Origin of the sequence: Pseudoalteromonas sp. T1lg76 (genome assembly GCF_002964725.1) — a bacterium.
GTDB lineage: Bacteria > Pseudomonadota > Gammaproteobacteria > Enterobacterales > Alteromonadaceae > Pseudoalteromonas.
Window position 1 is genome coordinate 186,632 of sequence record NZ_PQCE01000025.1, and the last position, 23,198, is coordinate 209,829.

Below are 23,198 nucleotides of genomic sequence, written 5' to 3' on the forward strand. Positions count from 1 at the left end.
TTATTTGCTTTTAACTCTACCGAATCGTAAATCCGGCGCATTAGGGAGGCGTATTTTACCCATAATGGCTGAAAACGCAAAATTAGCTGCCAGAGGGCCGTCGCAATACGTTATAATAGCGCTGTATTAACTGTATTTTTTGTTGGAGAGTGAATTTGCAATTCAGTGATTTGGGTATCGATACGCGCCTGTGTGCACAAATAACGCACCAGGGCATTACCACACCTACCGATATTCAAGCCCAAGCTATTCCCTTGGCGTTGGCCGGGTACGACTTATTTGCGCAATCAAAAACCGGCTCGGGCAAGACCTTGGCGTTTTTGTTACCTGCGGTACAAAGGGTGATGAAGCAAAAGGCCTTATCAAAGCGCGACCCTCGGGTGTTGATCGTTACTCCTACCCGTGAACTTGCGACCCAAGTTTATACCCAACTGCGTTTGCTGATTGCCGGCACCGCCCTGAGCGCCGTAAAAGTGCTCGGCGGTGAGAATTATAACGATCAGGTGAAAGCACTGCGCAAAGACCCGCATTTTGTTGTTGGCACCCCGGGACGTATTGCCGATCACCTCGAAGACCGCTCTTTACACTTGGCCGGTCTGGAAATGCTGATTTTCGATGAGGCTGACCGTATTCTTGATTTAGGCTTTAGTGAGCAAGTCGAACTTATCAATAAAAGCGCCGACCACCGCCTGCGCCAGAGTCTGTTGTTTTCGGCTACCTTAGAGCACGCTCAAGTAGGTGCCCTATCGCGCAATTTATTGAAAAACCCTAAGGGTGTAAGCATCAGCGCTGCCACCGACGAGCATGGTGATATCTCCCAACGCCTGTATTTAGCGGATCATCTCGACCATAAAGAAGCGCTGCTTGACCATCTTCTTGCCAACGAAGAAGGCTTAGGTCAGTGCATTATCTTTACCGCCACCCGCGAAGATACCCAGCGCCTGTGTGATAAAATCAGCAAGCAAGGCTTAAAGGCCGTAGCGCTTGAGGGTACCCTGGCACAAAATAAGCGCCTGGATATCATGGATAGTTTCAGCCGTGGCCTTTACCAAGTGCTTATCACCACAGATGTCGCCTCGCGCGGGCTGGATCTTTTAAATGTGACCCATGTTATTAATTTCGATTTACCGAAAAACGCCGAAGAATACATCCACCGCATAGGTCGTACCGGTCGCGCCGGATTTAAGGGCTCAGCCATTTCCCTGGTAGGCCCGAAAGACTGGCAAAGCTATTTAGCCATTAACCAGTTTATGCGCCGTCCTCTGCCTTTTAGTAAAATCGAAGGCCTGGTAGGTAAATTTAAAGGCTTTACCCAGCCTAAGCCTAAGATCAGCAAGCCTAAAAAAGCAGATAAAACGGCAGCACAAGGCAATAAATCAGCAAAAGTTAAATCGCGTAAGGGTCCTGCCGCTAAGGCTAGAAAACCCATTGCCGCGCCATTTGACCCTAATGCCATGGGCTCACTAAAGCGTAAACCAAAACCGATGCAGGATGAGGAAGAATAATGAGTAGCTTAGGACAATGGCAAACCCTGTTTGTCGATGAAGTAGCCGGCGAAGGCCTGTATTTACACAGCCCAGACTTGGGTGAAGTATTCCTACCCGCAGAGCAGACCCCGGATGAGATTGAGCGCGGCGATAGCCTAAGCGTGTTTGTTTACCTGGATAACATGGGCCATCCAACGGCGACCCGCACTAAACCCAGAGCCCAGGTGGGTGATTTTGCCCTGCTCCAGGTAAAACAAGTGAATCAAATCGGCGCCTTTTTGGATTGGGGTCTAGAAAAAGATCTACTGGTGCCCTTTAATGAGCAAAAGCCACGCATGCAACCCGAGCGCAGCTATCTGGTAAAACTTTACCTGGATAACGCCTCAAAGCGTATTTGCGCATCGAGCAATCTTAACAAGTTTGTTGGTCGCGCCAAGCCAAATTATAAAAACGGGGATCAGGTTGAGATCATAGTAGCGGCGAAAACCGACCTTGGTTTTAAAGTAATAGTCGATGAGCTGCACTGGGGTCTTATTTTCCACAACCGCGTGCACCGGAACCTCTTTGTCGGCCAACGCTTAAAAGCCTATGTGCAGCAGTGTCGTGAAGATGGCAAAATTGATATCCTGCTCGAAGCGCCTGGGATGGCGAAAATCGATCCTCTGAAGCAGCAGATCCTTGATGAACTAAATAATCAAGGCGGCATCCTGCCCTTAGGCGATAAGTCCACCCCAGAGGCAATTAAGCGTCAGTTTGGCACCTCAAAAGCCAACTTTAAAAAGGCCATAGGCGGCTTGTTTAAAGACGGGCTGATTGATATCGAAGCCACACAGATAAAACTAAAAACGCGACCTTAAGGTCGCGTTTTTTATTTAATCGGCTGATAGCTTAAATCTTCATAAGGCAGGGAGCAGCGTACATAGCGCTTAGCGTAATCAACCACCTCATCTCTATCCGTTATGGTTAGTGGTGCCAGGCGAAAAACACGTTCATTACACTCGGCATGCTTGATGTCATGAAGCTGCTCACAATCACTCACCGAGCGCTCGCTTTCAAGCAACCTGCTGGAATTGCTGTCGCAAATAGCGTACACATGTTTTGTCAGCGCGTCTTTCAAGGCAAAAAGGTCAACCTCACCCTTTCTAGCCTCGGAGAGAACTAGATTCAGCGCTGAGGCATTACTTTGAGACCTTGTGTGTTCAAGGTAATAATACCCAGCCGCCGCCAGGGCAGCGATAAACACTAAATATTTCACCTTAGTCTCCTAGACTCTCATTGATGGCTTTCAATACGGCAACCGGGTCTTCAGCCTGGGTAATTGGACGCCCTATTACCAGGTAGTCGCTGCCGCTTTCAATCGCCTGCTTTGGCGTCATAATGCGCTTTTGGTCGCCCGCATCACTGCCTGCTGGTCGGATCCCCGGCGTTACCAGTTTAAAGTCAGCACCTAAGTGTTGCTTAAGCGCTTGCGCTTCTTGCGCCGAGCACACCACACCATCAACGCCTGCCTGCTTGGCTAACTCTGCTAAATACAATACTTGCTCTTGCGGGGTCTTTTCAATACCTAATTGTTTTAATTGCATTTCATCCATGCTGGTAAGCACGGTCACGGCAATTAACAAGGGTGCTTTATCGCCAAAAGGTACTAATATTTCCTTGGCCTTTTGCATCATTTCCACACCACCGCTGGCGTGCACGTTAACCATCCATACACCAAGTTCGGCAGCGGCTTTTACCGCTTTAGCAACCGTATTAGGAATATCGTGAAACTTTAAATCCAGGAATACATCGAAGCCCAACTCTACCAATTGCTTTACAAATTCCGGACCGAAATGAGTAAACATTTCCTTGCCAACTTTAAGGCGGCAGCTATCCGGAGATAATTGTTGTACAAATGCCAATGCCTTGGCTTTATCATCGTAATCTAAAGCGATAAGAACTTTTTTAGAGTCAACAGCGTTCATGTTTTTCCTGTTTAAAAACCATCAAGCCCACGGCTTGGTTGCATAGATTCCCAATGACGACAAGACGGACACAACCAATAATGACTGTGACTTTGAAAGCCGCAATGCTGACACTGAAAATCTGCTTTGGTATCTATGTATGATTGAATAAGTTTATCTATTGGGTTTAGCGCTTCATCAAGCTGCGCGTTTTGCCCTGCAAGTAATTGTAGCAAAAAACGAAAGCCGCGAATATTAGGTTGTTTCTTTAAACTCTTGGTGATGAACTCAACCGCTTGTTTGCGCTGCCCGGCATCAAGCAAGTGCTGGCAATAGTGAATTTTAAGACCAATACCGCCTTTATCGACCAGCTCGGCCAACAAGTGTTCAAACTGATGCTCTAGCTGCAAATGGTGGTAGCTCTTGCTTAAGCGCTCAAGCACTAAGGGGGAGCTAAAGGTAAACTGGCAAATTAAATCACGCCAATAATGAATGGCCTGCACATAATCTTCGCGCTCATAGGCCAATTGCCCAAGTTCATACAGAGGACGTACGCTCGGCTCACCCACGCCCAAAGCCTGCGACATTAGCTCAGGTGCATGATCCGCAGCACCGGCTTCACAATAAAAATTAGCTATGGCAATTTTTTGCTGACGCTGGGTAAATAGATGAGCATAACGCTGATGCAAGGCAATGCCTTTGTGCCATTCGCGGGTCTGCGAATACAAGGAAATTAGCGGCTCAAGCGCCTGAGGTCGTTTTTGCTTAATAAGAATAAGCAGGTGCTCTTCGGCACTGTCCAATAAGCCGGCAAGGATATAGTCCTGCGCCAACTCCAGGCGACAGGTCGTCAGCTGGTCTTCGTTAAGATTAGGGTGTTCAAGCAACAATTCGTGGATTTTAATGGCACGATCCAGCTCGCCACGGCGACGAAACAAGGTCGCCAAAGTCAAATAATGCTCCACCGAGTCGGCGGATACTTCAAGAAGTTGAATTAGGTGCTCAAGACCCTGATCGTCTTCCCTATCGAGAAGAAACTTTAGGCCTTTGCTGTATTCTGCGGTGATTTTACGACTGTGCTGATGAGCTTGATTTTTAGCACTGTTTTTACCCATGATCCAGCCGTAACCGGCGGCTACGGGCAAGAGTAAAAACAACAGCTCCAGCATAACTAGTTATCTTTTACAGATGCCAGAGCGGTACTTTGACTTTGCTCTTGGGCATTACGGGAAAGTTGCTCGTTGCGTTTTTGCAAGCGATAGTTTTGCCACTTTAACTTTGAAAATAAGCGGAAGCTAACAAAGCAGCCTAAGACTAATCCGACAATAAAACAGACGCTCATTAGCGCGGCTAATGGCATGGTGGCGCTGGCAATAAGGTAATTGACCTGGACTAGCTGTGGATTTTGCGAACCTAGTACAAAGGCAATAAAAATACACAGTACAAACAGAATGAACTTTACAACCTTCACTCAGCGGTTACTCCATCCGTGATGATTAAATACTGGCGTTAACGCGGTCGCGTAATTCCTTGCCCGGTTTAAAGTGCGGCACGTACTTACCGTCTAGCTCAACGGTTTCCCCAGTCTTAGGGTTACGACCTGTGCGCGGTGCACGGAAATGTAGAGAGAAACTACCAAAGCCACGGATTTCGATGCGCTCGGCTTCAGACAATGAACCGGCCATCTGTTCTAGAATTTCTTTAACGGCATTCTCAACATCGCGGGCTTGGATATGAGCGTGACTTTGTGCAAGTTGTTCTATTAGTTCTGACTTGGTCATAATGTTTCCTTAGGGGCTTACAAAGGAAGGGCTTACGCCCTTCCTAAGACAAGACTAAATATTAGTCTTTCTGTGCATTTTTGAATGCAGCAGCCATAGCATTTTCGAACTGAGGCTCGTCTGCCTTCAACTTCTCTAATGCTTCTTTTTCTTCAGCTTCGTAAATCGCTTTAACTGAAAGGCTGATAGCGCGGTTCTTACGATCTACGCCAACAAACTTAGCTTCGATTTCGTCGCCTTCAGAAACAACGGCAGTTGCATCTTCAACACGCTCTTGTGCAATGTCAGCTACACGGATGTAACCTTCAACGCCTTCGATAAGCTCTACAGTTGCACCTTTAGCGTCAACAGCAGTTACTTTACCTTTAACAATAGCACCTTTTTTGTTTGCGTCCAGGTAGTTATTGAAAGGATCAGCTTCGATTTGCTTAACGCCTAGAGAGATACGCTCACGCTCTGGGTCAACCTGAAGTACGATAGCAGTGATTTCGTCGCCTTTCTTGTACTCACGCACAGCTTCTTCGCCTGGAGTGTTCCAAGAGATATCTGAAAGGTGTACAAGACCGTCGATGCCACCGTCAAGGCCGATGAAGATACCGAAGTCAGTGATTGACTTGATCTTACCAGTAACTTGGTCGCCTTTGTTTTGTAGACGAGCAAATTCTTGCCAAGGGTTAGCTTTACATTGCTTAAGACCTAGAGAAATACGACGACGCTCTTCGTCGATTTCTAGAACCATTACGTCTACGTTGTCACCTAGTGAAACAACTTTAGATGGGTGGATGTTTTTGTTAGTCCAATCCATCTCAGAAACGTGTACTAGACCTTCTACGCCTTCTTCGATTTCAACGAAACAACCGTAGTCAGTTAGGTTAGTTACACGACCAGATAGCTTAGCGCCTTCTGGGTAACGGTTAGCAATTTCTTGCCATGGATCTTCGCCAAGCTGCTTAAGGCCTAGAGAAACACGTGTCTTCTCTTTGTCAAACTTAAGAACTTTAACGTTGATTTCGTCGCCAACATTTACGATTTCTGAAGGGTGCTTAACACGCTTCCACGCCATGTCAGTGATGTGTAGTAGACCGTCAACACCACCTAGGTCAACGAACGCACCGTAGTCTGTAAGGTTCTTAACGATACCTTTAACTTCTTGACCTTCAACAAGGTTCTGAAGAAGTTCTTCACGCTCTTGTGAGTTTTCAGATTCGATAACTGCACGGCGAGAAACAACAACGTTGTTACGCTTCTGGTCAAGCTTGATTACTTTGAACTCAAGCTCTTTACCTTCAAGGTGAGTTGTGTCACGTACTGGACGAACGTCAACAAGTGAACCAGGTAGGAAGGCACGGATAGAATCAACTTCAACAGTGAAACCACCTTTAACCTTACCGTTGATAACACCAGTAACAGTTTCGTTTTCTTCACATGCTTTCTCAAGGCGGATCCACGCTTCGTGGCGCTTCGCTTTCTCACGAGAAAGGATAGTTTCACCGAAACCGTCTTCGATTGCATCTAGAGCAACATCTACTTCGTCACCAACAGCAACTTCTAGTTCACCAGCAGTATTTTTGAACTGCTCTGCAGGGATAGCACTTTCTGACTTAAGGCCAGCGTCTACAAGAACAATGTTGTTCTCGATAGAGATTACGGTACCTTTTACGATTGAGCCCTGTTGAGCTTCAAAACCCTGTAGGCTTTCTTCAAATAACTGCGCAAAATTTTCTGACATACTTAATACGTCTCTATAAGTTAAATTCTCCACGTCGCGTCACTGCTCAGCGGGGTTATTAATTAAGCACGTGCGTCCTGCTCATGCGTAGGTATAATTACTGCTTATTTACTTAGCTTCGCCAACTTGCCGTCAACAACGGCCTGGTCGATAATCGACATGACTTTGGCAAATACTTGCTCGGCATTGAGCTCAGTGGTATCTAAGCTTACCGCGTCTTCCGCGGGAATAAGCGGCGCCACGGCGCGATTCATATCACGCTCGTCACGAGCTTTAATGTCGATAAGTAGACCACTTAGTGTAACATCCAGACCCTTAGCCTTCAACTCTTTAAAGCGTCGCTCGGCGCGCTCTTCAGCGCTGGCGGTCAGGAATATTTTTACATTGGCCTCGGGAAACACCACAGTGCCCATATCGCGGCCATCGGCAATCAGCCCGGCATCGCCGCGAAAGGCGCGTTGGCGGCGCAATAGTGCTTCACGAACGCGAGGCAGAGCCGCAACTTTTGAAGCTGCCGCGCCCACTTCTTCATTACGAATACCATGGGTCACTTCCTCGCCTTCGAGAATAATCTTGCTGCTTTCGCTTTGAGCATCAAAGCTAAATTGCACATCTAAATTTGCTGCAAGCGGGACTAAGGCTTCTTCATTGTCGAGTGCTATCTGATGGTGTAGCGCCGCAAGCGCCAAAACACGATAAATTGCGCCACTGTCGAGCACGTCCCAGCCCAACTTTTGCGCGAGTAAACGACACACTGTACCTTTGCCCGAGCCACTGGGCCCGTCAATGGTGATCACCGGCATAGATGCCTGCATTTAAACCTCCTGCATGCACAGCAAACATTTTAAAATCGCCGCATTATACGCGAACTATTTTGTAAATTCGCGTTAATACGCCAGATTTTTAAGATTGTTTTGTAACGGATCAACAAATGGTTAGATAAAGATGCCCGCTTGCCATAAGCCGTAAGCGGGCATGGAGATTAGCTGCAGCTGACGCTGGCTAAGGTATCAAAATAGGTAGGAAAGGTCTTGGCGGTACAACCAGGGTCGTTAATGGTCACCGGCCAACCACCGACCGCCACCATGGAAAAACACATGGCAATACGGTGGTCGTTATAGGTGTCAATGGCCACATCCGCTAAGTGCTGTGGCGGTGTGATCTCGATATAATCATGCCCTTCCACCACCTCGGCGCCGAGCTTTTTCAACTCTGTGGCCATGGCATACAAACGATCGGTTTCTTTCACCCGCCAATTGTAAATATTGCGAATGGCGGTTTTGCCCTTGGCAAACAGCGCTACCGTGGCAAGTGTCATGGCTGCATCGGGAATGGCATTGGCATCGATATCAACGCCATTGAGCTGTCCTTTACGTACCACCAGCTTATTGTCGTACCAATCAATATCGGCACCCACCTGCTCCATTACCTTGGCAAAGCCTATGTCACCTTGAACCGACGCCTTACCGACACCGTGAATGGTGATCTCGCCACCATTAATAGCGGCCGCAGCAATAAAGTACGACGCCGATGACGCATCGCCCTCTACCATGATTTCACCGGGAGAGACATATTGCTGCCCCCCTTTCACATGGAAACTCTGGTAGTTATTGTTGCTTACCTCGACACCGAATTTACGCATCACCCCCAGGGTGATATCTATATAAGGCTTGGAGACCAGCTCACCCTTAATGCTGATATTAGTGTCGCCACTAAACAGCGGTGCCGCCATTAACAGCGCGGTTAAGAACTGACTGGAAATACTGCCGTCTATAGTGACTTCGCCACCGGCCAGGGTTTTTCCTTTGATGGCCAAAGGCGGATAATCCTGCGTTTTCAGGTAGTCGATATCAGCCCCTAAAGCACGCAATGCATCAACTAGGTGGCCGATTGGGCGCTCTTCCATACGCGGCTCGCCGCTTAACTCAAACTCGCCTGGTGTGGCAGCAAGTACCGCCGTAAGCGGCCTGTAAGCGGTGCCGGCATTACCCAAAAACAAAGGCTCTTGTGGCGTAGTAAGTTTGCCCCCTTGGCCATGGACCCAGGCCTGAGTCTTGTCCTCGTTGAGCTCAACCTCAACACCCATTAGCGCAAGTGCCCCTAGCATATGACGAATATCGTCGCTATCGAGCAGGTTGGTCACCCTAGTGGTGCCTTGAGACAAGGCCGCCAACAAAAGAATACGATTAGATAAGCTTTTCGAGCCAGGTAACACCACTTCGCCTTGCACCTTATTAATGGGCTCTAAGCGCAATGACTCCATTAACTGTGCTCCTGGGCGAACTGCTCCATAAAGGTTACCAGGGCCTCGATACCCGCCACCGGCATGGCATTGTAAATACTGGCGCGCATACCGCCGACAAAACGGTGGCCCTCAAGCGCTAATAAGCCAGCCTGTTGTGACAAGGCCAGGAAGCGCTCATTCAGGCTCTCGTCGTTTAACCAAAATGGCACATTCATCAATGAGCGGCAGTCTTTAGCAACCTTGTTGCTGTAGAAATCCGATGCATCAATGTAGTCGTATAAAATCGCCGCCTTATTCTTGTTATGGCGCTGCATAGCTGGCACACCGCCCTGTTCCTCAAGCCATTTAAAGACCACATCGGCCAGATACCAGGCAAAGGTAGGTGGAGTGTTGTACATGCTGCCCTGCTCGGCCTCGATGGCGTAATCAAGTATTCCCGGGCGCGGCACGCCTTCTCGCTCAAACAAAGTCTTACGTACAATAACTATGGCCAGACCCGATGGGCCGATGTTTTTCTGTGCCCCTGCGTAAATCACATCGAACTGATTTACATCGATATCGCGCGATAAGATCATAGAGGACATATCGGCAACAATCGGCGCCGTTGGGTGAGATGGTACATCGAATAACTCAACGCCATCTATGGTTTCATTCGGGCAGTAATGGATATAACTGGCTTTTTCAGGTAAAGGCCACTGAGACACAGGAAGCACACCGAATTGTCCGTCTTTATCATCGGAACATTGATTTCCACAACATCTGTGTATTTTTTCGCTTCCTTAGCGGCGCCATCAGACCAGATACCTGTGTTGATATACACGGCTGGAGCATCATCAAGGTGCAGGTTCATAGGCACAGCGGCAAATTGACCGCGACCACCACCGTGCATAAAGAGTACGGCAAATTCATCGCTGATGTTCATTAGCCGACGCAGACGTGCCTCACACTGTTGGGCCATGGTCAAAAAGGGTTCGGCGCGGTGACTTACTTCCATAACCGATACACCTAGTCCTTGCCAGTCTAAAAACTCTTGCTGTGCTTTTTCCATAACGGCTGGAGGTAACATGGCAGGGCCGGCACAAAAATTATAAACGCTCATTACTTCTTCCTCATTCCACTTCGCGTACCCACACAATACCCATTGTGCAGGCGATGTAACTTGAAAATATTTTATACAGGGCTAAAAAAAGCGGCCGAAGCCGCTTTATAGATTATGAGTCTTGCTCAGGGCTCTGCTCAGCCTCATCGGCGGGAGCCTCCCCCTGGACCACGGCTTCTTCATCGTGTTCCAGTATGGCCAGTTCATCTTCATCGATTTCTTCGATACGTTGTAAACCAACCACCTGCTCGCCGTCAACTGTACGAATCAAAATAACACCTTGAGTATTTCGACCCACGGTAGACACTTCATTCACGCGAGTACGAACCAGGGTGCCACGATTAGAAATAATCATGATCTCGTCGTTGTCATCGACCTGAACGGCACCGACTACGGCGCCATTACGCTCACTCACCTTGATAGAGACCACACCTTGAGTCGCACGACTCTTAGATGGGTAATCTTCAAGGGCGGTACGCTTACCATAACCGTTTTCGGTCACGGTTAAGATAGCACCATCTGACTTAGGTACGATTAAGGACACCACGCGCTGGTCATCGGCCATCTTAATGCCGCGTACACCGGTGGCGGTACGACCCATAGGACGTACACCCTTGAACTTGATTTCCGGATTACCTTCTTCGTCAAGTACTGGGTTGCCGTTTTCGTCAACCACGGCCGACTCTTCCGCTTCTTTAAAGCGTACAACCTTACCAGCATCGGTAAAGAGCATGATCTCGTTGCTGCCATCTGTGATGTCCACACCGATCAGGCTATCGCCTTCGTTGAGGTTCACGGCAATAATACCGCTGGCGCGCTGACGACTATAAGCGGTTAGTGGCGTTTTCTTCACGGTACCAAAAGCGGTCGCCATAAAGACATACTTATCTTCTTCGTACTCACGCACTGGCAAGATAGCGGTAATGCGCTCGTCAGCTTCAAGCGGCAACAAGTTAATAATTGGCTTACCACGGGCAGCGCGGCTGGCCAATGGCAACTGGTACACCTTCAACCAGTACAGACGACCTGCGGTCGAGAAGCACAAGATGGTGTCGTGGGTGTTGGCGACCAGCAGACGCTCGATAAAGTCTTCATCCTTCATCTTGGTTGCTGATTTACCCTTACCACCACGGCGCTGTGCCTCGTAGTCGCTCAGCGGCTGATACTTCACATAGCCTTCATGTGACAGGGTGACTACTACGTTTTCTTCGGTGATCAAATCTTCCAGGCTGATATCGTGGGCCGCGGCACTGATTTCGGTGCGGCGCTCATCGCCATAGGTTTCCTTGATGGTAACCAATTCATCGCGGATCACTTCCATCAAGCGCTCCGGCGAACCAAGGATATGTAATAATTCAGCGATTAGCTCAAGTAGCTCTTGATATTCATCAAGGATCTTCTCGTGCTCAAGACCGGTTAGCTTATGTAGGCGTAGCTCAAGGATAGCCTGCGCCTGCTGCTCAGATAAATAGTACTGACCATCGCGAATACCTAAATCATCCGCCAGCCAGTCTGGACGAGCGGCGTTATCACCGGCTTTTTCCAGCATGGCTTTAACATTACCCAGCTCCCATGGACGGGCTACAAGGGCTTGCTTTGCTTCTGCTGGTGTCGGTGACTTACGAATAAGTTCGATAATAGGATCGATATTAGCAAGCGCTATCGCCAAACCTTCAAGGGTATGAGCGCGCTCACGGGCCTTGCGTAAATCGAATACGGTACGACGGGTAACAACTTCACGACGGTGCAGGATAAATGCTTCAAGCATTTCCTTGATGTTAAAGCACTTCGGCTGGTTACCGTCCAGGGCGACCATGTTGATACCGAACACGGTTTGCATCTGTGTTTGGGCGTACAGATTATTCAGTACCACCTCGCCCACTTCGCCGCGTTTGATCTCAATAACGATACGCATACCGTCTTTATCAGACTCATCGCGCAGCGCACTGATACCTTCGATCTTTTTGTCTTTAACAAGTTCGGCGATTTTTTCGATAAGGCGGGCTTTATTCACCTGATACGGAATTTCATGAACGATAATGGTCTCGCGACTCGTTTTTTCGTCCACTTCTACTTCCGCGCGAGCGCGAATATAAACCTTGCCACGACCTGTTTTATAGGCCTGCTCTATGCCTTTTTTACCATTGATAATGGCCGCTGTTGGGAAGTCCGGGCCTGGAATATATTCCATCAGCTCGTCAATGGTGGTTTGCGGCTCTTTGATAAGCGCTAAACAGCCGTTGATCACTTCGGTTAGGTTGTGCGGCGGGATATTGGTCGCCATACCTACGGCGATACCCGATGAACCATTAACCAGCAGGTTAGGTACCTTGGTCGGTAATACATCTGGGATCTGCTCGGTGCCGTCATAGTTAGGCACGTAATCAACGGTTTCTTTTTCTAAGTCGGCTAATAACTCTTGGGAAAGTTTTGCCATGCGTACTTCGGTGTAACGCATCGCCGCCGCCGAGTCACCATCCACGGAACCAAAGTTACCTTGGCCATCGACCAACATATAACGCAGTGAAAACGGCTGCGCCATACGTACTATGGTGTCATATACGGCACTGTCGCCGTGCGGGTGGTATTTACCGATGACGTCGCCCACTACACGGGCAGACTTTTTATACGGTTTGTTCCAGTCATTGCGGAGTTCATTCATGGCGAACAAAACACGACGGTGTACCGGCTTTAGGCCGTCACGAACGTCGGGAAGCGCACGTCCTACGATTACACTCATGGCGTAATCCAGGTAGGAATTCTTTAACTCATCTTCAATATTAACCGGAAGGACTTCATTGGCGAGATCAGTCATTGATATCACTTTCCTTCTTATTTGCGACAGGGTGTAATCGGCACGAGTTTAACTCGGCTTATCACCTGCCCTATTGTCGTTATTATCTCAGCCCATGCTATCACATAATTTTTATTTTTACAGGCGCTAAATCTTTGCGATTTCACAAAATCCCCCCGTATAATGGCCTCAGACGAACGAGGAAGTTTTTTATGACCGAACATCAAAATGTAGATACGGATGAAATTGCAAAATTTGAAGCCATAGCACAGCGCTGGTGGGATCTCGATGGCGAATTTAAACCCTTACACGAAATAAACCCCCTGCGCCTGGACTTTATCGCCCAACATGCCAACGGCCTTGCCGACAAAGAAACTCTGGATATAGGCTGTGGCGGTGGCATCCTCGCCGAGAGCATGGCCAAACTCGGGGCCAAGGTCACCGGCATAGATATGGGTCGTGAGCCACTGAATGTAGCCAAGCTCCATAGTTTAGAGTCTGGTGTTAAAGTCGATTACCAACAAATTACCGCTGAGCAATATGCGGCGGAGCATCCAGAGCGTTTCGATATTGTGACCTGTATGGAAATGCTTGAGCATGTGCCGGATCCGCAATCCGTGATAGCTAGCGCTGCCGCCCTTGCCAAACCCGGTGCCCAGGTTTATTTCTCAACCTTAAATAAAACCGCCAAGGCCTATCTGTTTGCCATTGTTGGCGCCGAGAAATTACTTAAACTTGTGCCCGAGGGTACCCACGACCATAAAAAGTTCATTCGCCCATCGCAGCTTATCCAATGGGCTGAACAGGCCGGGCTCAAAGTTCGCCACAGTGCCGGGCTAAGCTACAACCCACTGACTAAACAATACACCTTAGGCCAGGACCTAGACGTTAACTACATTTTGCACTTTGAAAAGCTGGCGTAACGCAAGTGTAGCGAATCCGCCTGGCGTTTTTTAAAACTGCGGATACACTATATCTGGTGGTTTGTTATTTTTTAAACACCAGATATAGTGCGCTGGTAAGAATTAGCGTGATGAAAAGATGGTCGACTTGATGATAAAAAACCCAGTCGGTTAGACTTGGAAAAAATCATTAAATTTGTGTTTTTTGACGTTGCTTTTCGCTGACCGACAGAGTTAAAAATGTTTGAAGGTTAACGGTCACTAACCGTGGCGACTTATCCACAGATTGTCACAGTTTGCACCTCTTGCAAATACACGCAGACCCCACTATCTTGTGAATCACAATGATGAAAACACCATATCTAGTGTTTGAATCTTATACAGCTCTAAATGCTTGGTGGCCGTGGGCGATGGCGCAAAGCGAAGGTATGCTAAAACGTAGTAAATACATCGCCTGCAATAGCTGAAAAAGACACTTTTAACAGCTGTGCGCTAATACAACTAATTATAATTACGGGCAATAACTATGACTCAACAGTTATCTGTTAGCAAACGCGATGGACGTAAGGAAGCGTTGGATTTAGATAAAATTCATCGTGTCATTACTTGGGCCGCTGAAGGGCTCAATAATGTATCTGTATCTCAGGTAGAACTTAAGTCCCATATTCAATTCTATGACGGCATTCGCACCGAAGATATTCACGAAACGATTATCAAATCGGCGGCGGACTTGATCTCTAAAGATACGCCTGACTACCAGTATTTGGCGGCGCGTCTGGCTATTTTCCACCTGCGTAAAAAAGCCTATGGTCGTTTTGAGCCACCTAAGCTGTATGATCATGTTGTTAAGCTCGTTGAAGACAAGCGTTACGATCAGCATTTAATGACCGACTACACTCAGTCGGAATTCGAGCAGATGGATCAGTTTATCGACCATAGCCGCGATTTAAACTTCAGCTATGCTGCCGTTAAACAGCTGGAAGGTAAGTACCTGGTACAAAACCGCGTCACCGGCGATATTTATGAAAGCGCCCAGTTCCTGTATATCTTGGTTGCTGCCAGCTTGTTCTCAGATTACCCCAAAGAGACGCGCCTTGATTATGTGAAGCGTTTCTATGATGCGGTGTCTTTGTTTAAGATCTCATTGCCTACGCCTATTATGTCGGGCGTGCGTACACCAACGCGTCAGTTCAGCTCATGCGTACTGATCGAATGTGCCGACAGCCTGGATTCAATTAACGCCACTTCATCGGCGATTGTAAAATACGTATCTCAGCGCGCTGGCATCGGTATCAACGCTGGTCGTATTCGCGCCTTAGGTAGCCCAATTCGCAACGGCGAAGCCTACCACACAGGCTGTGTACCTTTTTATAAGCACTTCCAAACGGCGGTTAAAAGCTGTTCGCAAGGCGGCGTACGTGGCGGTGCCGCGACTCTGTTCTACCCGCTTTGGCACCTAGAGGTTGAAAACCTACTGGTACTTAAGAACAACCGTGGTGTTGACGATAACCGTGTACGTCACCTTGACTACGGTGTGCAGTTCAACAAATTGATGTATACCCGTTTGATCAAAGACGGCTTTATCACCCTGTTCAGCCCATCGGATGTACCGGGTCTTTACGATGCCTTCTTTGAAGATCAGCAGCTGTTTGAAGAGCTTTACGTAAAATACGAGCAAGATGAGTCTATTCGTAAGAAGCGTATCAAGGCCATTGAACTCTTCTCAATGTTTTTACAAGAGCGTGCCAGCACAGGCCGTATCTACCTGCAGAACGTTGACCACTGTAATACTCACAGCCCGTTTGATGCCAAGGTTGCACCGATACGCCAGTCTAACCTGTGTCTGGAAATCGCTTTACCAACCAAGCCACTGAACGATGTGAACGACGAAACCGGTGAAATCGCTCTGTGTACTCTGTCAGCCTTTAACCTGGGCGCCATTGAGTCACTGGACGAGCTTGAAGAGCTCGCCGAGCTGGCCGTACGTGCCCTTGATAACCTGTTGGATTATCAAGAATACCCGGTACCGGCTGCCTACAATGCCACCATGGGTCGTCGTACCTTGGGTGTGGGCGTGATCAACTTCGCCTACTATCTGGCGAAAAATGGTAAGCGTTATTCGGATGGCAGTGCCAACGGCCTGACGCATAAAACCTTTGAAGCGATTCAGTACTATCTGATGAAAGCATCAAACGAGCTGGCTAAAGAAAAAGGCGCGTGTCCTAAGTTTAATGAAACCACTTATTCGCAAGGCATCATGCCTATCGATACCTATAAAAAGGATCTTGATAGCGTCTGTAATGAGCCACTGCACCTGGATTGGGATGGTCTGCGCGAAAGCATTAAAGCTCACGGCATGCGTAACTCAACGCTGTCGGCTCTAATGCCTTCTGAAACCTCGTCGCAAATCTCAAATGCCACTAACGGTATTGAGCCACCGCGCGGTCATATCAGCGTTAAGGCATCTAAAGACGGTATCCTTAAGCAGGTTGTACCTGAGTATGAGCGTCTTAAAGATCAATATGAATTACTGTGGGATATTCCATCGAACGATGGCTACCTGCAGCTAGTGGGCATAATGCAAAAGTTCGTTGACCAGACTATTTCGGCCAACACCAATTATGATCCGAATAAGTTCGATGGCGGCAAGGTGCCTATGAAGCTCTTGCTTAAAGATCTATTGACTGCCTATAAACTGGGTGTGAAGACCTTGTACTATCACAACACCCGTGATGGTGCCTCGGACGCCCAAGACGAGTTTAAGCCTCAGGCCGATGACGGCTGTGAAGGCGGCGCTTGTAAGATATAATAATAATTAAGCAAGCGGCTTCTGAGCCGCTTTGCTTTGTTGTTCGACCCTGATTTTGAGATCCCACGACCATGTCATACTCCACTTTTAGCCGTAATCGTAACGACCAATTAAAAGAACCGATGTTTTTCGGACAAACGGTGAACGTATCGCGCTATGACCAGCAAAAGTACCCAATTTTTGAAAAGTTGATCGAAAAGCAACTATCCTTCTTCTGGCGTCCAGAGGAAGTAGACGTCAGTAAAGACCGCGTTGATTTTCAGTCTCTGCCTGAGCATGAGCGTCATATCTTCTTAAGCAACCTTAAGTACCAGACCCTGCTCGACAGCGTCCAAGGCCGCTCACCAAACGTGGCTCTGCTGCCTATTGTTTCCTTGCCCGAACTGGAAACCTGGATTGAAACCTGGGCCTTTAGTGAAACCATTCACAGCCGCTCGTACACCCATATTATTCGTAACGTGACTCAGTCACCGGAAGTTATTTTCGATGACATAGTGACCAATGAAAAAATCGCCGATCGCGCCGAGGAAGTGACCCGTTATTACGACGACCTGATCCACCTAACCTCACTTTATAACCTGTATGGCCCAGGCCAGCACATGGTTAATGGTGAAGAGATTGATGTCTCCTTGTATGAGCTGAAAAAGCGCCTGTACTTGGCCATGATGTCGGTGAATATCCTTGAAGCCATTCGCTTTTATGTATCATTCGCTTGCTCCTTCGCCTTTGCCGAGCGCGAGCTGATGGAAGGTAATGCGAAAATCATCAAGCTGATCGCGCGCGACGAAGCCCTGCACCTATCTGGCACTCAGCATATCTTGAACATTATGCAAGAAGGCAAGGACGACCCACAAATGGCCGAAATCGCTGCCCAGTGCCGTGAGCAAGCTATACAAATGTTCGTCGATGCCGCTGAGCAGGAAAAAGAATGGGCCGAATACCTGTTTAAAGACGGCTCCATGATAGGTCTGAATAAAGACATTCTTTGCCAATATGTGGAATACATCACCAATGTGCGTATGAGCGCGGTAGGTCTGCCGGCACAGTTTGCCACTCAGAGTAACCCTATTCCATGGATCAACTCCTGGTTGGTATCGGACAACGTTCAGGTGGCGCCACAAGAAGCAGAAATTAGCTCTTACCTGGTCGGTCAAATCGACTCAGAGGTTGATGCCAACGACTTTGGCGACTTCGACCTATAATAAGAAGGGCTCCTTGTGAGCCCCTTTTCCCCCTCATATCAGTACATAATCCGTGTGCAAAGCAACTAAGACCAATATTACCTTTAACGGCAAAGCACTAACCCATGACTCGGATAGTCCATCTATCCTGCATAGCTTGGAGCGCCAAGGAGAAACTCCCGCCTATCAATGCCGCGAGGGCTTTTGTGGTGCCTGTCGGGCTGTTTTGGTGCAAGGGAATGTCAACTATAGCCACGAGCCGCTGGCCTTTGTCCGTGATGGCGAAATTTTGCTGTGCTGCAGCACCCCAGACGGTGATCTGGTTATTTCCAGTGACAATGAAGGCTAATCTCAGGGCCAGCTTATCAAAACCTGCGAGCTTACATAGCATTCAGCCGTGGTAATACTCAACTGATCCCACTCCACACATACATCCCAATGCAAAGAGCGCGCTAGCACAGCTTCCAATGCATTAACAAAACCCGGTTCCAAGGCGATCAGCTCGGCGCGATTATGGGCTAACTGCCAACTAGTGAGCTCGTCATTAATGGGGATGGTGGTGATCACATACAAAGACTGGGCGCGATTATAAATCTTGGTTAATTCATCGCAATTGTCATTAAATACTTCTATAACCAGTTCATAATCGTCATGGAGATCGTAGGCAACAATATCGATTTGCGGCTTTTGTTTGCTCTCACACAAGACCAGATCATGGCGATAAGCAAACAGACAAAAGCCGATTAGACGTAGAATAAAATGATCAAGCAGCTCTTCATCTCTGCGTGAGGTAGTAAAGTGTTCGTTTAGCTGACAATGATGGACATTGTCCACAATAGCAAAATGTGCTTTAAAGACCCTTCCTCTGTCGCTCATGGCAAAGATGTCTACGCTGGCTACTCGATAGCAATAAGTATAGTGTACTCTCGCTCATGCAAATTTTATTTAAGTTATACTATAACATTATTGTGCTGTATGATTTTATAATGTTATAGTATCACCATTGTTAGTTAACGGATTTTCTTTATGTTTAAACCAGCCGCAATATCCTGTGCCGTCGCCGCCCTACTCGGCTCGGCAAACGCCTTCGCCGGCACGGTTACTGGCCGCGTCGTCGATGAGCAACAACAACCCTTAAGTGACGTAGTGATCCACTACCATGGCAAGCAACATAGTGTGCGAAGCGATCAGCAAGGTTATTTCACCCTTGAACTAGATCAGGCTGGCCAGCTGCATTTCAGCAAAGAAAACTACATAGATAAGCGCTTGGAAGTAAGTGCACAAGCGCAACAACTGGATATCATGCTCAGCGCCTCGGCGATTGAAACCGTGGTGATCTACGCATCAGGGTTAGATAAAAACAACCTCGACATGGTCTCGCCGGTTTCCGTACTCAGTGGCGATGAATTACGCGACAGAGCCCAGCCAACCTTAGGCGAAACATTAAAAGGCCTACCTGGCATTAATGCCAGTTATTTCGGTCCGGTATCTTCAAGCCCAGTGATCCGTGGCTTAGACGGCCCGCGCGTTAAAATCACCCAAAACGGCCTGGACAGCGGCGATGCCTCACGCGTCGGCCCAGATCATGCGGTGGCCACCGAGTCCATCGTTGCCGAACAAATAGAAGTATTACGCGGCCCAGCAACCCTGCTTTATGGCTCCGGCGCCATTGGCGGCGTGGTTAATGTGGTCGATAACCGTATTCCAACGGATCGTATCGAAGGCTATCAAGGAGCCGCCGAATACAGCCATGATACGGTTTCCAACACCAATACCTATGCGGGCAAATTTACCTCAGGGTATGATGGCTTTAATTTCCATGTTGATGGCAGCGATCGCGTTGGCCATGACTATGAAACACCCACCTTTACCCTTGAAGAAGATGGCGAACTAGAGCGCCATGACCGCGTTGCCAACACCTTTATCGACAGTGCTACGGTAAATATCGGCAGCAGCTATGTCAGCGAGCATTGGACCCTGGGCCTTTCCTACGGCACCATAGAAACTGACTATGGCATTCCCGCTCACGCCCATGATCATGGCCATGAAGATGAGCACGGACATGAAGATGAGCTTGATGGCCATAATGAAGCGGAGCATGAAGGCGAAGAAGGCGTATTTGCACGAATGCAGCAAGATCGCTGGCAGGCGCTCGCAAGCTACTCTTTCCATGACAGCTTTGTTGAAGCCCTGACGCTGCGCGCCGGATACAGCGACTATGAACATGGTGAAATCGAAGGCGAGACCCTAGGCACCCTGTTTAGCAATACCAGCCGCGAGGCCCGTTTAAACGCCAAACACCGTCTCGGAAACTGGCATGGCACCCTAGGTTATCATTACAGTGATTCCGACTATAGCGCAGCCGGCGAAGAAGCTTTCACCCCGTCGACCAAAACCAAGGTGCATGCCCTGTATTTATTGGAAGAGCGGGAATTTGAGCGTTGGACCCTAGAGTTAGGTGCCCGTGTCGAAGACTATCAACTAGACAGCGAGATAAGCGATGAAGTCGGCCATCACGACCACGAAGAAGCGGGTCATGAAGAGTCAACGACTGCTTATGAGTACAGCGATACCAACTTAAGCCTCTCACTTGGCGGCATTTGGAATTACCAGGACGGCTATGCCTTGGCCTTAAGTGTATCGCGCTCCGAGCGAGCGCCGTTAACCGGCGAGTTGCTTGCTAACGGCACCCATATTGCTACCGGCACCTATGAGCTGGGCCTGGCCTACCATATTGAAGACGGTGAAGCGCATTTTGAAGGCGAAGACATAGCTCAGGAAACCGCGACTAATATCGATTTCAGCTGGCGTAAATATGTGGGCGATTTTGGTTTTAACTTCAGCGCCTTCTATAACGACGTGGACGATTTCTACTATCAGGAGAATACCGGACTGGTATTCGACCATGATGCTGGTTTTACCGATGCTACACTTGCCGACGATGACGCCCTCGCCGTTTATCAATATCGCAGTGGCGACGCCGAGCTCTACGGATTTGAGCTAGATGCACACTACGCCTTGTCATCAAGCTGGCAAATCAAAGGCTTCGCCGATTCTGTTAGGGCAAAACTCAAAGATGGCGAGCATCTACCACGCATCCCGGCGGCAAAAATCGGCTCCCAGTTAAATTATCTCTATAAAGATTGGGATTTTGCTTTGGTTGCCACCCATTACCTTGAGCAGGATGATTTCAGTGCGTTCGAAACCAAGACTGATTCCTACACCCTGGTAGATTTTAAGGTGAACTATCACTTTAGCCTGGGTCAATTCGATGGCGTTGCCTATCTGCAGGCGCAAAACCTAGGGGATGAACTTGGCTTTGTTCACACATCCTTTATCAAGGATCAGGCCCCTTTACCTGGACGTAACTTGCGTTTAGGTGTCAGAGCCTATTTCTAAATATAAATGCCACCTGCATCGCAGGTGGTTTAAAACATGTAATAAAAAGCCCGGTAAAACCGGGCTTTTTTAATGTACTAAGACAATTATTTAAAACGACGTCTCAACGCCAATAAAGGTAAGGCCAATAGTGCCAGCCAACCTAATGAGCCACTTTGGCGCTCATAGCTGCCGGCCGCTTCCGGTGGACACTCTTCAATCTCACCACCTGCTATGCGGCTTAATTTAACCGGCATTGCCACACTTTCAAAAAGAACTTTGCCACTGTCATCCACTTCGACTTCACCACGGGCATTGAGCTTTTCTTTGCTCTTAGTAGCAACACCATAGATAACGCCATCATCGTCAATGGCTGTTGCTTCGGCAAAGTTGTAAGGGTAATTACTTTCGCCATCGATATCATAACAAGGAAGCAAGTCATTAATATTAGCTACCGTGTCATCGCCAATGTTGTAAATAAAGCCTTCGCGGCGACGGCTTGATGAATTCACTACATCAACCTCACCCTCACCTATGATCACGCCATGGATGTTAACATCGCGGGCCACAGAGCTTGAGCTGACAAAGTAGTCACTTGGGAACACGGTTTGACCCGTGTTGAGATCATGGTAGAAAAATTTAGTGGTATTTCTGTTGTCTATAGCCTTATTGCCATATCCGGTAATAATGCCGGCTTCGCTAATGGCTACCGCTTTACCGCTAAACCAATCATCTTCCTGGTTTAGTAGCTCTATTACTTCACCGTTTTTGAAAACCACAGGCATAACCCGTAGCGTATCATTATCGTATTTACGTACATGAGAATAGCCTACAGCGATCCCCTGACTGTTTACGGCTAACGCCACCGAGCTAAATGCATGTCCCTCGTCTTCATCAGGCACTAGGCCAAGACCAAGATCCTTGGTTTCAACGGTGTTTAAATCCGCGTCCAGAGTCCACAATATTGCACGGCGATCATAAAAGGCACCCAGGGCATTGCTGGCCTCTAAGTTTTCCATGCGCCAAATACACACAGCAACAGGCTCGTCTTCACCGTCACAACGTTCGTCATAATCTTCCTGGCGGTCAACGGGAACGCCGATGGATGCGCTACCAACCACATAGTAGCCGCCATCGGGGCGCTGCACTATATCGGAAGCCATGCTGGTGCCACCGTACAGAGCAGAGACAGGCTCAAGCGTGCTGACCTCGCCCGTGGGCGACACCACTACGCCACGCGAGCGATAGTCACGAACAAAGTAGGTTTCTGCTTCATTTTCACCACTGGGAGTAAATTCTATTTTCTTATAAGGCGCCGAGCCGCTGCCCACGCGCACGCCATCTTCGCTGATGGCGTTATATAAGTTACTGACACTGCGGGTGTAGCCATCGTAATCAGTAGATGTTTGATCGAGTAATACCTGCTCAACCGCAGGGCTCGGAGTAAAGTTTACCGCAGCCACATCGGCGAGCTTCTGCCAGTTTTCATTGCCATTATTTGATGACAAGAAGCCCAACATAAAGGTTAAGGCATCGGCATTTAAATTTCCGCCGGCAATATCGTCCAGGGTAAAGGTAATTTCCTTGTCGATTGCATCAAATCGGTCTTCTTTCCAATTATCATAGGCACGAGTAATGATGCTCTCGGTAAAATCGATATAGCTAACGTCGATAGGCAGGTTATAAATGCCGCGGACCTGGCCTATTACTTCACCGTTATTGTTGGCGTCGGTGATAAAGTGGTGTTTTGCAGTGTCTAAGGTACTAAGTTCTTCTAGTTGATATACCGCGGCTTGCGCGCTGGCGCTAAGGCCCGCAAATATGCTCAATGCAACCAAGGATTTTTTCAT

General features: G+C 48.2%; 18 protein-coding genes and 1 pseudogene. 7 read left to right on the plus strand and 12 right to left on the minus strand.

Annotated elements, in window-relative coordinates; genetic code table 11:
* Positions 1-155: 155 nt before the first annotated feature.
* Positions 156-1,505 (plus strand): DEAD/DEAH box helicase, encoded by a 1,350-nt coding sequence (locus tag C2M35_RS10270; protein ID WP_105265270.1) that lies wholly within the window; start codon positions 156-158, stop codon positions 1,503-1,505.
* Positions 1,505-2,344 carry a CvfB family protein gene (locus tag C2M35_RS10275; RefSeq protein ID WP_105265271.1) on the plus strand — a complete coding sequence of 280 codons (840 nt, stop codon included), beginning with the start codon at positions 1,505-1,507 and terminating at the stop codon, positions 2,342-2,344. The genes C2M35_RS10270 and C2M35_RS10275 overlap by 1 nt, the downstream gene beginning before the upstream one ends.
* 11 nt (positions 2,345-2,355) lie before the next feature.
* Here the strand turns inward: C2M35_RS10275 and C2M35_RS10280 are convergent, their stop codons facing one another.
* The 10 genes and pseudogenes from C2M35_RS10280 to gyrA all read right to left on the minus strand — a co-directional run bounded on the left by C2M35_RS10280 (position 2,356) and on the right by gyrA (position 13,099).
* Positions 2,356-2,742 (minus strand): hypothetical protein, encoded by a 387-nt coding sequence (locus C2M35_RS10280; protein WP_105198904.1) that lies wholly within the window; start codon positions 2,740-2,742, stop codon positions 2,356-2,358.
* A gap of 1 nt (position 2,743) precedes the next feature.
* Positions 2,744-3,451 carry an orotidine-5'-phosphate decarboxylase gene (gene pyrF, locus C2M35_RS10285; RefSeq protein WP_105265272.1) on the minus strand — a complete coding sequence of 236 codons (708 nt, stop codon included), beginning with the start codon at positions 3,449-3,451 and terminating at the stop codon, positions 2,744-2,746.
* Between the two features lie 11 nt (positions 3,452-3,462).
* Positions 3,463-4,599, minus strand: coding sequence for a lipopolysaccharide assembly protein LapB (gene lapB, locus C2M35_RS10290; protein ID WP_105198902.1), 1,137 nt, complete (start codon positions 4,597-4,599; stop codon positions 3,463-3,465).
* 2 nt (positions 4,600-4,601) lie between these two features.
* Complete coding sequence (locus C2M35_RS10295) at positions 4,602-4,901, minus strand: lipopolysaccharide assembly protein LapA domain-containing protein (protein WP_105259107.1); 300 nt, start codon at positions 4,899-4,901, stop codon at positions 4,602-4,604.
* A gap of 25 nt (positions 4,902-4,926) precedes the next feature.
* On the minus strand, positions 4,927-5,211 hold the full coding sequence (gene ihfB, locus C2M35_RS10300) for an integration host factor subunit beta (protein ID WP_105198900.1): 285 nt from the start codon (positions 5,209-5,211) through the stop codon (positions 4,927-4,929).
* Between the two features lie 61 nt (positions 5,212-5,272).
* Complete coding sequence (gene rpsA, locus C2M35_RS10305) at positions 5,273-6,940, minus strand: 30S ribosomal protein S1 (protein ID WP_105198899.1); 1,668 nt, start codon at positions 6,938-6,940, stop codon at positions 5,273-5,275.
* A 104-nt stretch (positions 6,941-7,044) separates the two neighbouring features.
* Complete coding sequence (gene cmk / locus C2M35_RS10310) at positions 7,045-7,755, minus strand: (d)CMP kinase (RefSeq protein ID WP_105198898.1); 711 nt, start codon at positions 7,753-7,755, stop codon at positions 7,045-7,047.
* 167 nt (positions 7,756-7,922) lie between these two features.
* On the minus strand, positions 7,923-9,203 hold the full coding sequence (gene aroA, locus C2M35_RS10315) for a 3-phosphoshikimate 1-carboxyvinyltransferase (protein WP_105259105.1): 1,281 nt from the start codon (positions 9,201-9,203) through the stop codon (positions 7,923-7,925).
* A pseudogene (serC, locus tag C2M35_RS10320) lies at positions 9,203-10,284 on the minus strand (3-phosphoserine/phosphohydroxythreonine transaminase). Before serC ends, aroA begins: the two are co-directional and overlap by 1 nt.
* 112 nt (positions 10,285-10,396) lie before the next feature.
* Positions 10,397-13,099 (minus strand): DNA topoisomerase (ATP-hydrolyzing) subunit A, encoded by a 2,703-nt coding sequence (gyrA, locus tag C2M35_RS10325; protein ID WP_105216067.1) that lies wholly within the window; start codon positions 13,097-13,099, stop codon positions 10,397-10,399.
* 191 nt (positions 13,100-13,290) lie between these two features.
* Here gyrA and ubiG point away from each other — a divergent pair, with 191 nt between their 5' ends.
* The 4 genes from ubiG (at position 13,291) to yfaE (ending at position 18,319) form a co-directional block, all read left to right on the plus strand.
* Positions 13,291-14,001, plus strand: a complete 711-nt coding sequence (gene ubiG / locus C2M35_RS10330) for a bifunctional 2-polyprenyl-6-hydroxyphenol methylase/3-demethylubiquinol 3-O-methyltransferase UbiG (protein WP_105198895.1) — start codon at positions 13,291-13,293, stop codon at positions 13,999-14,001.
* Between the two features lie 505 nt (positions 14,002-14,506).
* The gene (nrdA, locus tag C2M35_RS10335) at positions 14,507-16,789 is read left to right on the plus strand and encodes a class 1a ribonucleoside-diphosphate reductase subunit alpha (RefSeq protein WP_105216069.1); all 2,283 of its coding nucleotides are present in this window, start codon (positions 14,507-14,509) and stop codon (positions 16,787-16,789) included.
* A 71-nt stretch (positions 16,790-16,860) separates the two neighbouring features.
* Positions 16,861-17,991 (plus strand): class Ia ribonucleoside-diphosphate reductase subunit beta, encoded by a 1,131-nt coding sequence (gene nrdB / locus C2M35_RS10340; RefSeq protein ID WP_105198893.1) that lies wholly within the window; start codon positions 16,861-16,863, stop codon positions 17,989-17,991.
* A gap of 52 nt (positions 17,992-18,043) precedes the next feature.
* Positions 18,044-18,319 carry a class I ribonucleotide reductase maintenance protein YfaE gene (gene yfaE / locus C2M35_RS10345; RefSeq protein WP_105216071.1) on the plus strand — a complete coding sequence of 92 codons (276 nt, stop codon included), beginning with the start codon at positions 18,044-18,046 and terminating at the stop codon, positions 18,317-18,319.
* Positions 18,320-18,321: 2 nt separating this feature from the next.
* On the opposite strand, the gene C2M35_RS10350 is transcribed toward yfaE, so the two are convergent.
* Positions 18,322-18,846, minus strand: a complete 525-nt coding sequence (locus C2M35_RS10350) for a YaeQ family protein (protein ID WP_105198891.1) — start codon at positions 18,844-18,846, stop codon at positions 18,322-18,324.
* A 150-nt stretch (positions 18,847-18,996) separates the two neighbouring features.
* On the opposite strand from C2M35_RS10350, the gene C2M35_RS10355 reads away from it, so the two are divergent.
* Positions 18,997-21,369 (plus strand): TonB-dependent receptor, encoded by a 2,373-nt coding sequence (locus tag C2M35_RS10355; RefSeq protein WP_105265273.1) that lies wholly within the window; start codon positions 18,997-18,999, stop codon positions 21,367-21,369.
* An 86-nt stretch (positions 21,370-21,455) separates the two neighbouring features.
* On the opposite strand, the gene C2M35_RS10360 is transcribed toward C2M35_RS10355, so the two are convergent.
* Positions 21,456-23,198, minus strand: a complete 1,743-nt coding sequence (locus C2M35_RS10360; protein ID WP_105265274.1) for a DUF3466 family protein — start codon at positions 23,196-23,198, stop codon at positions 21,456-21,458.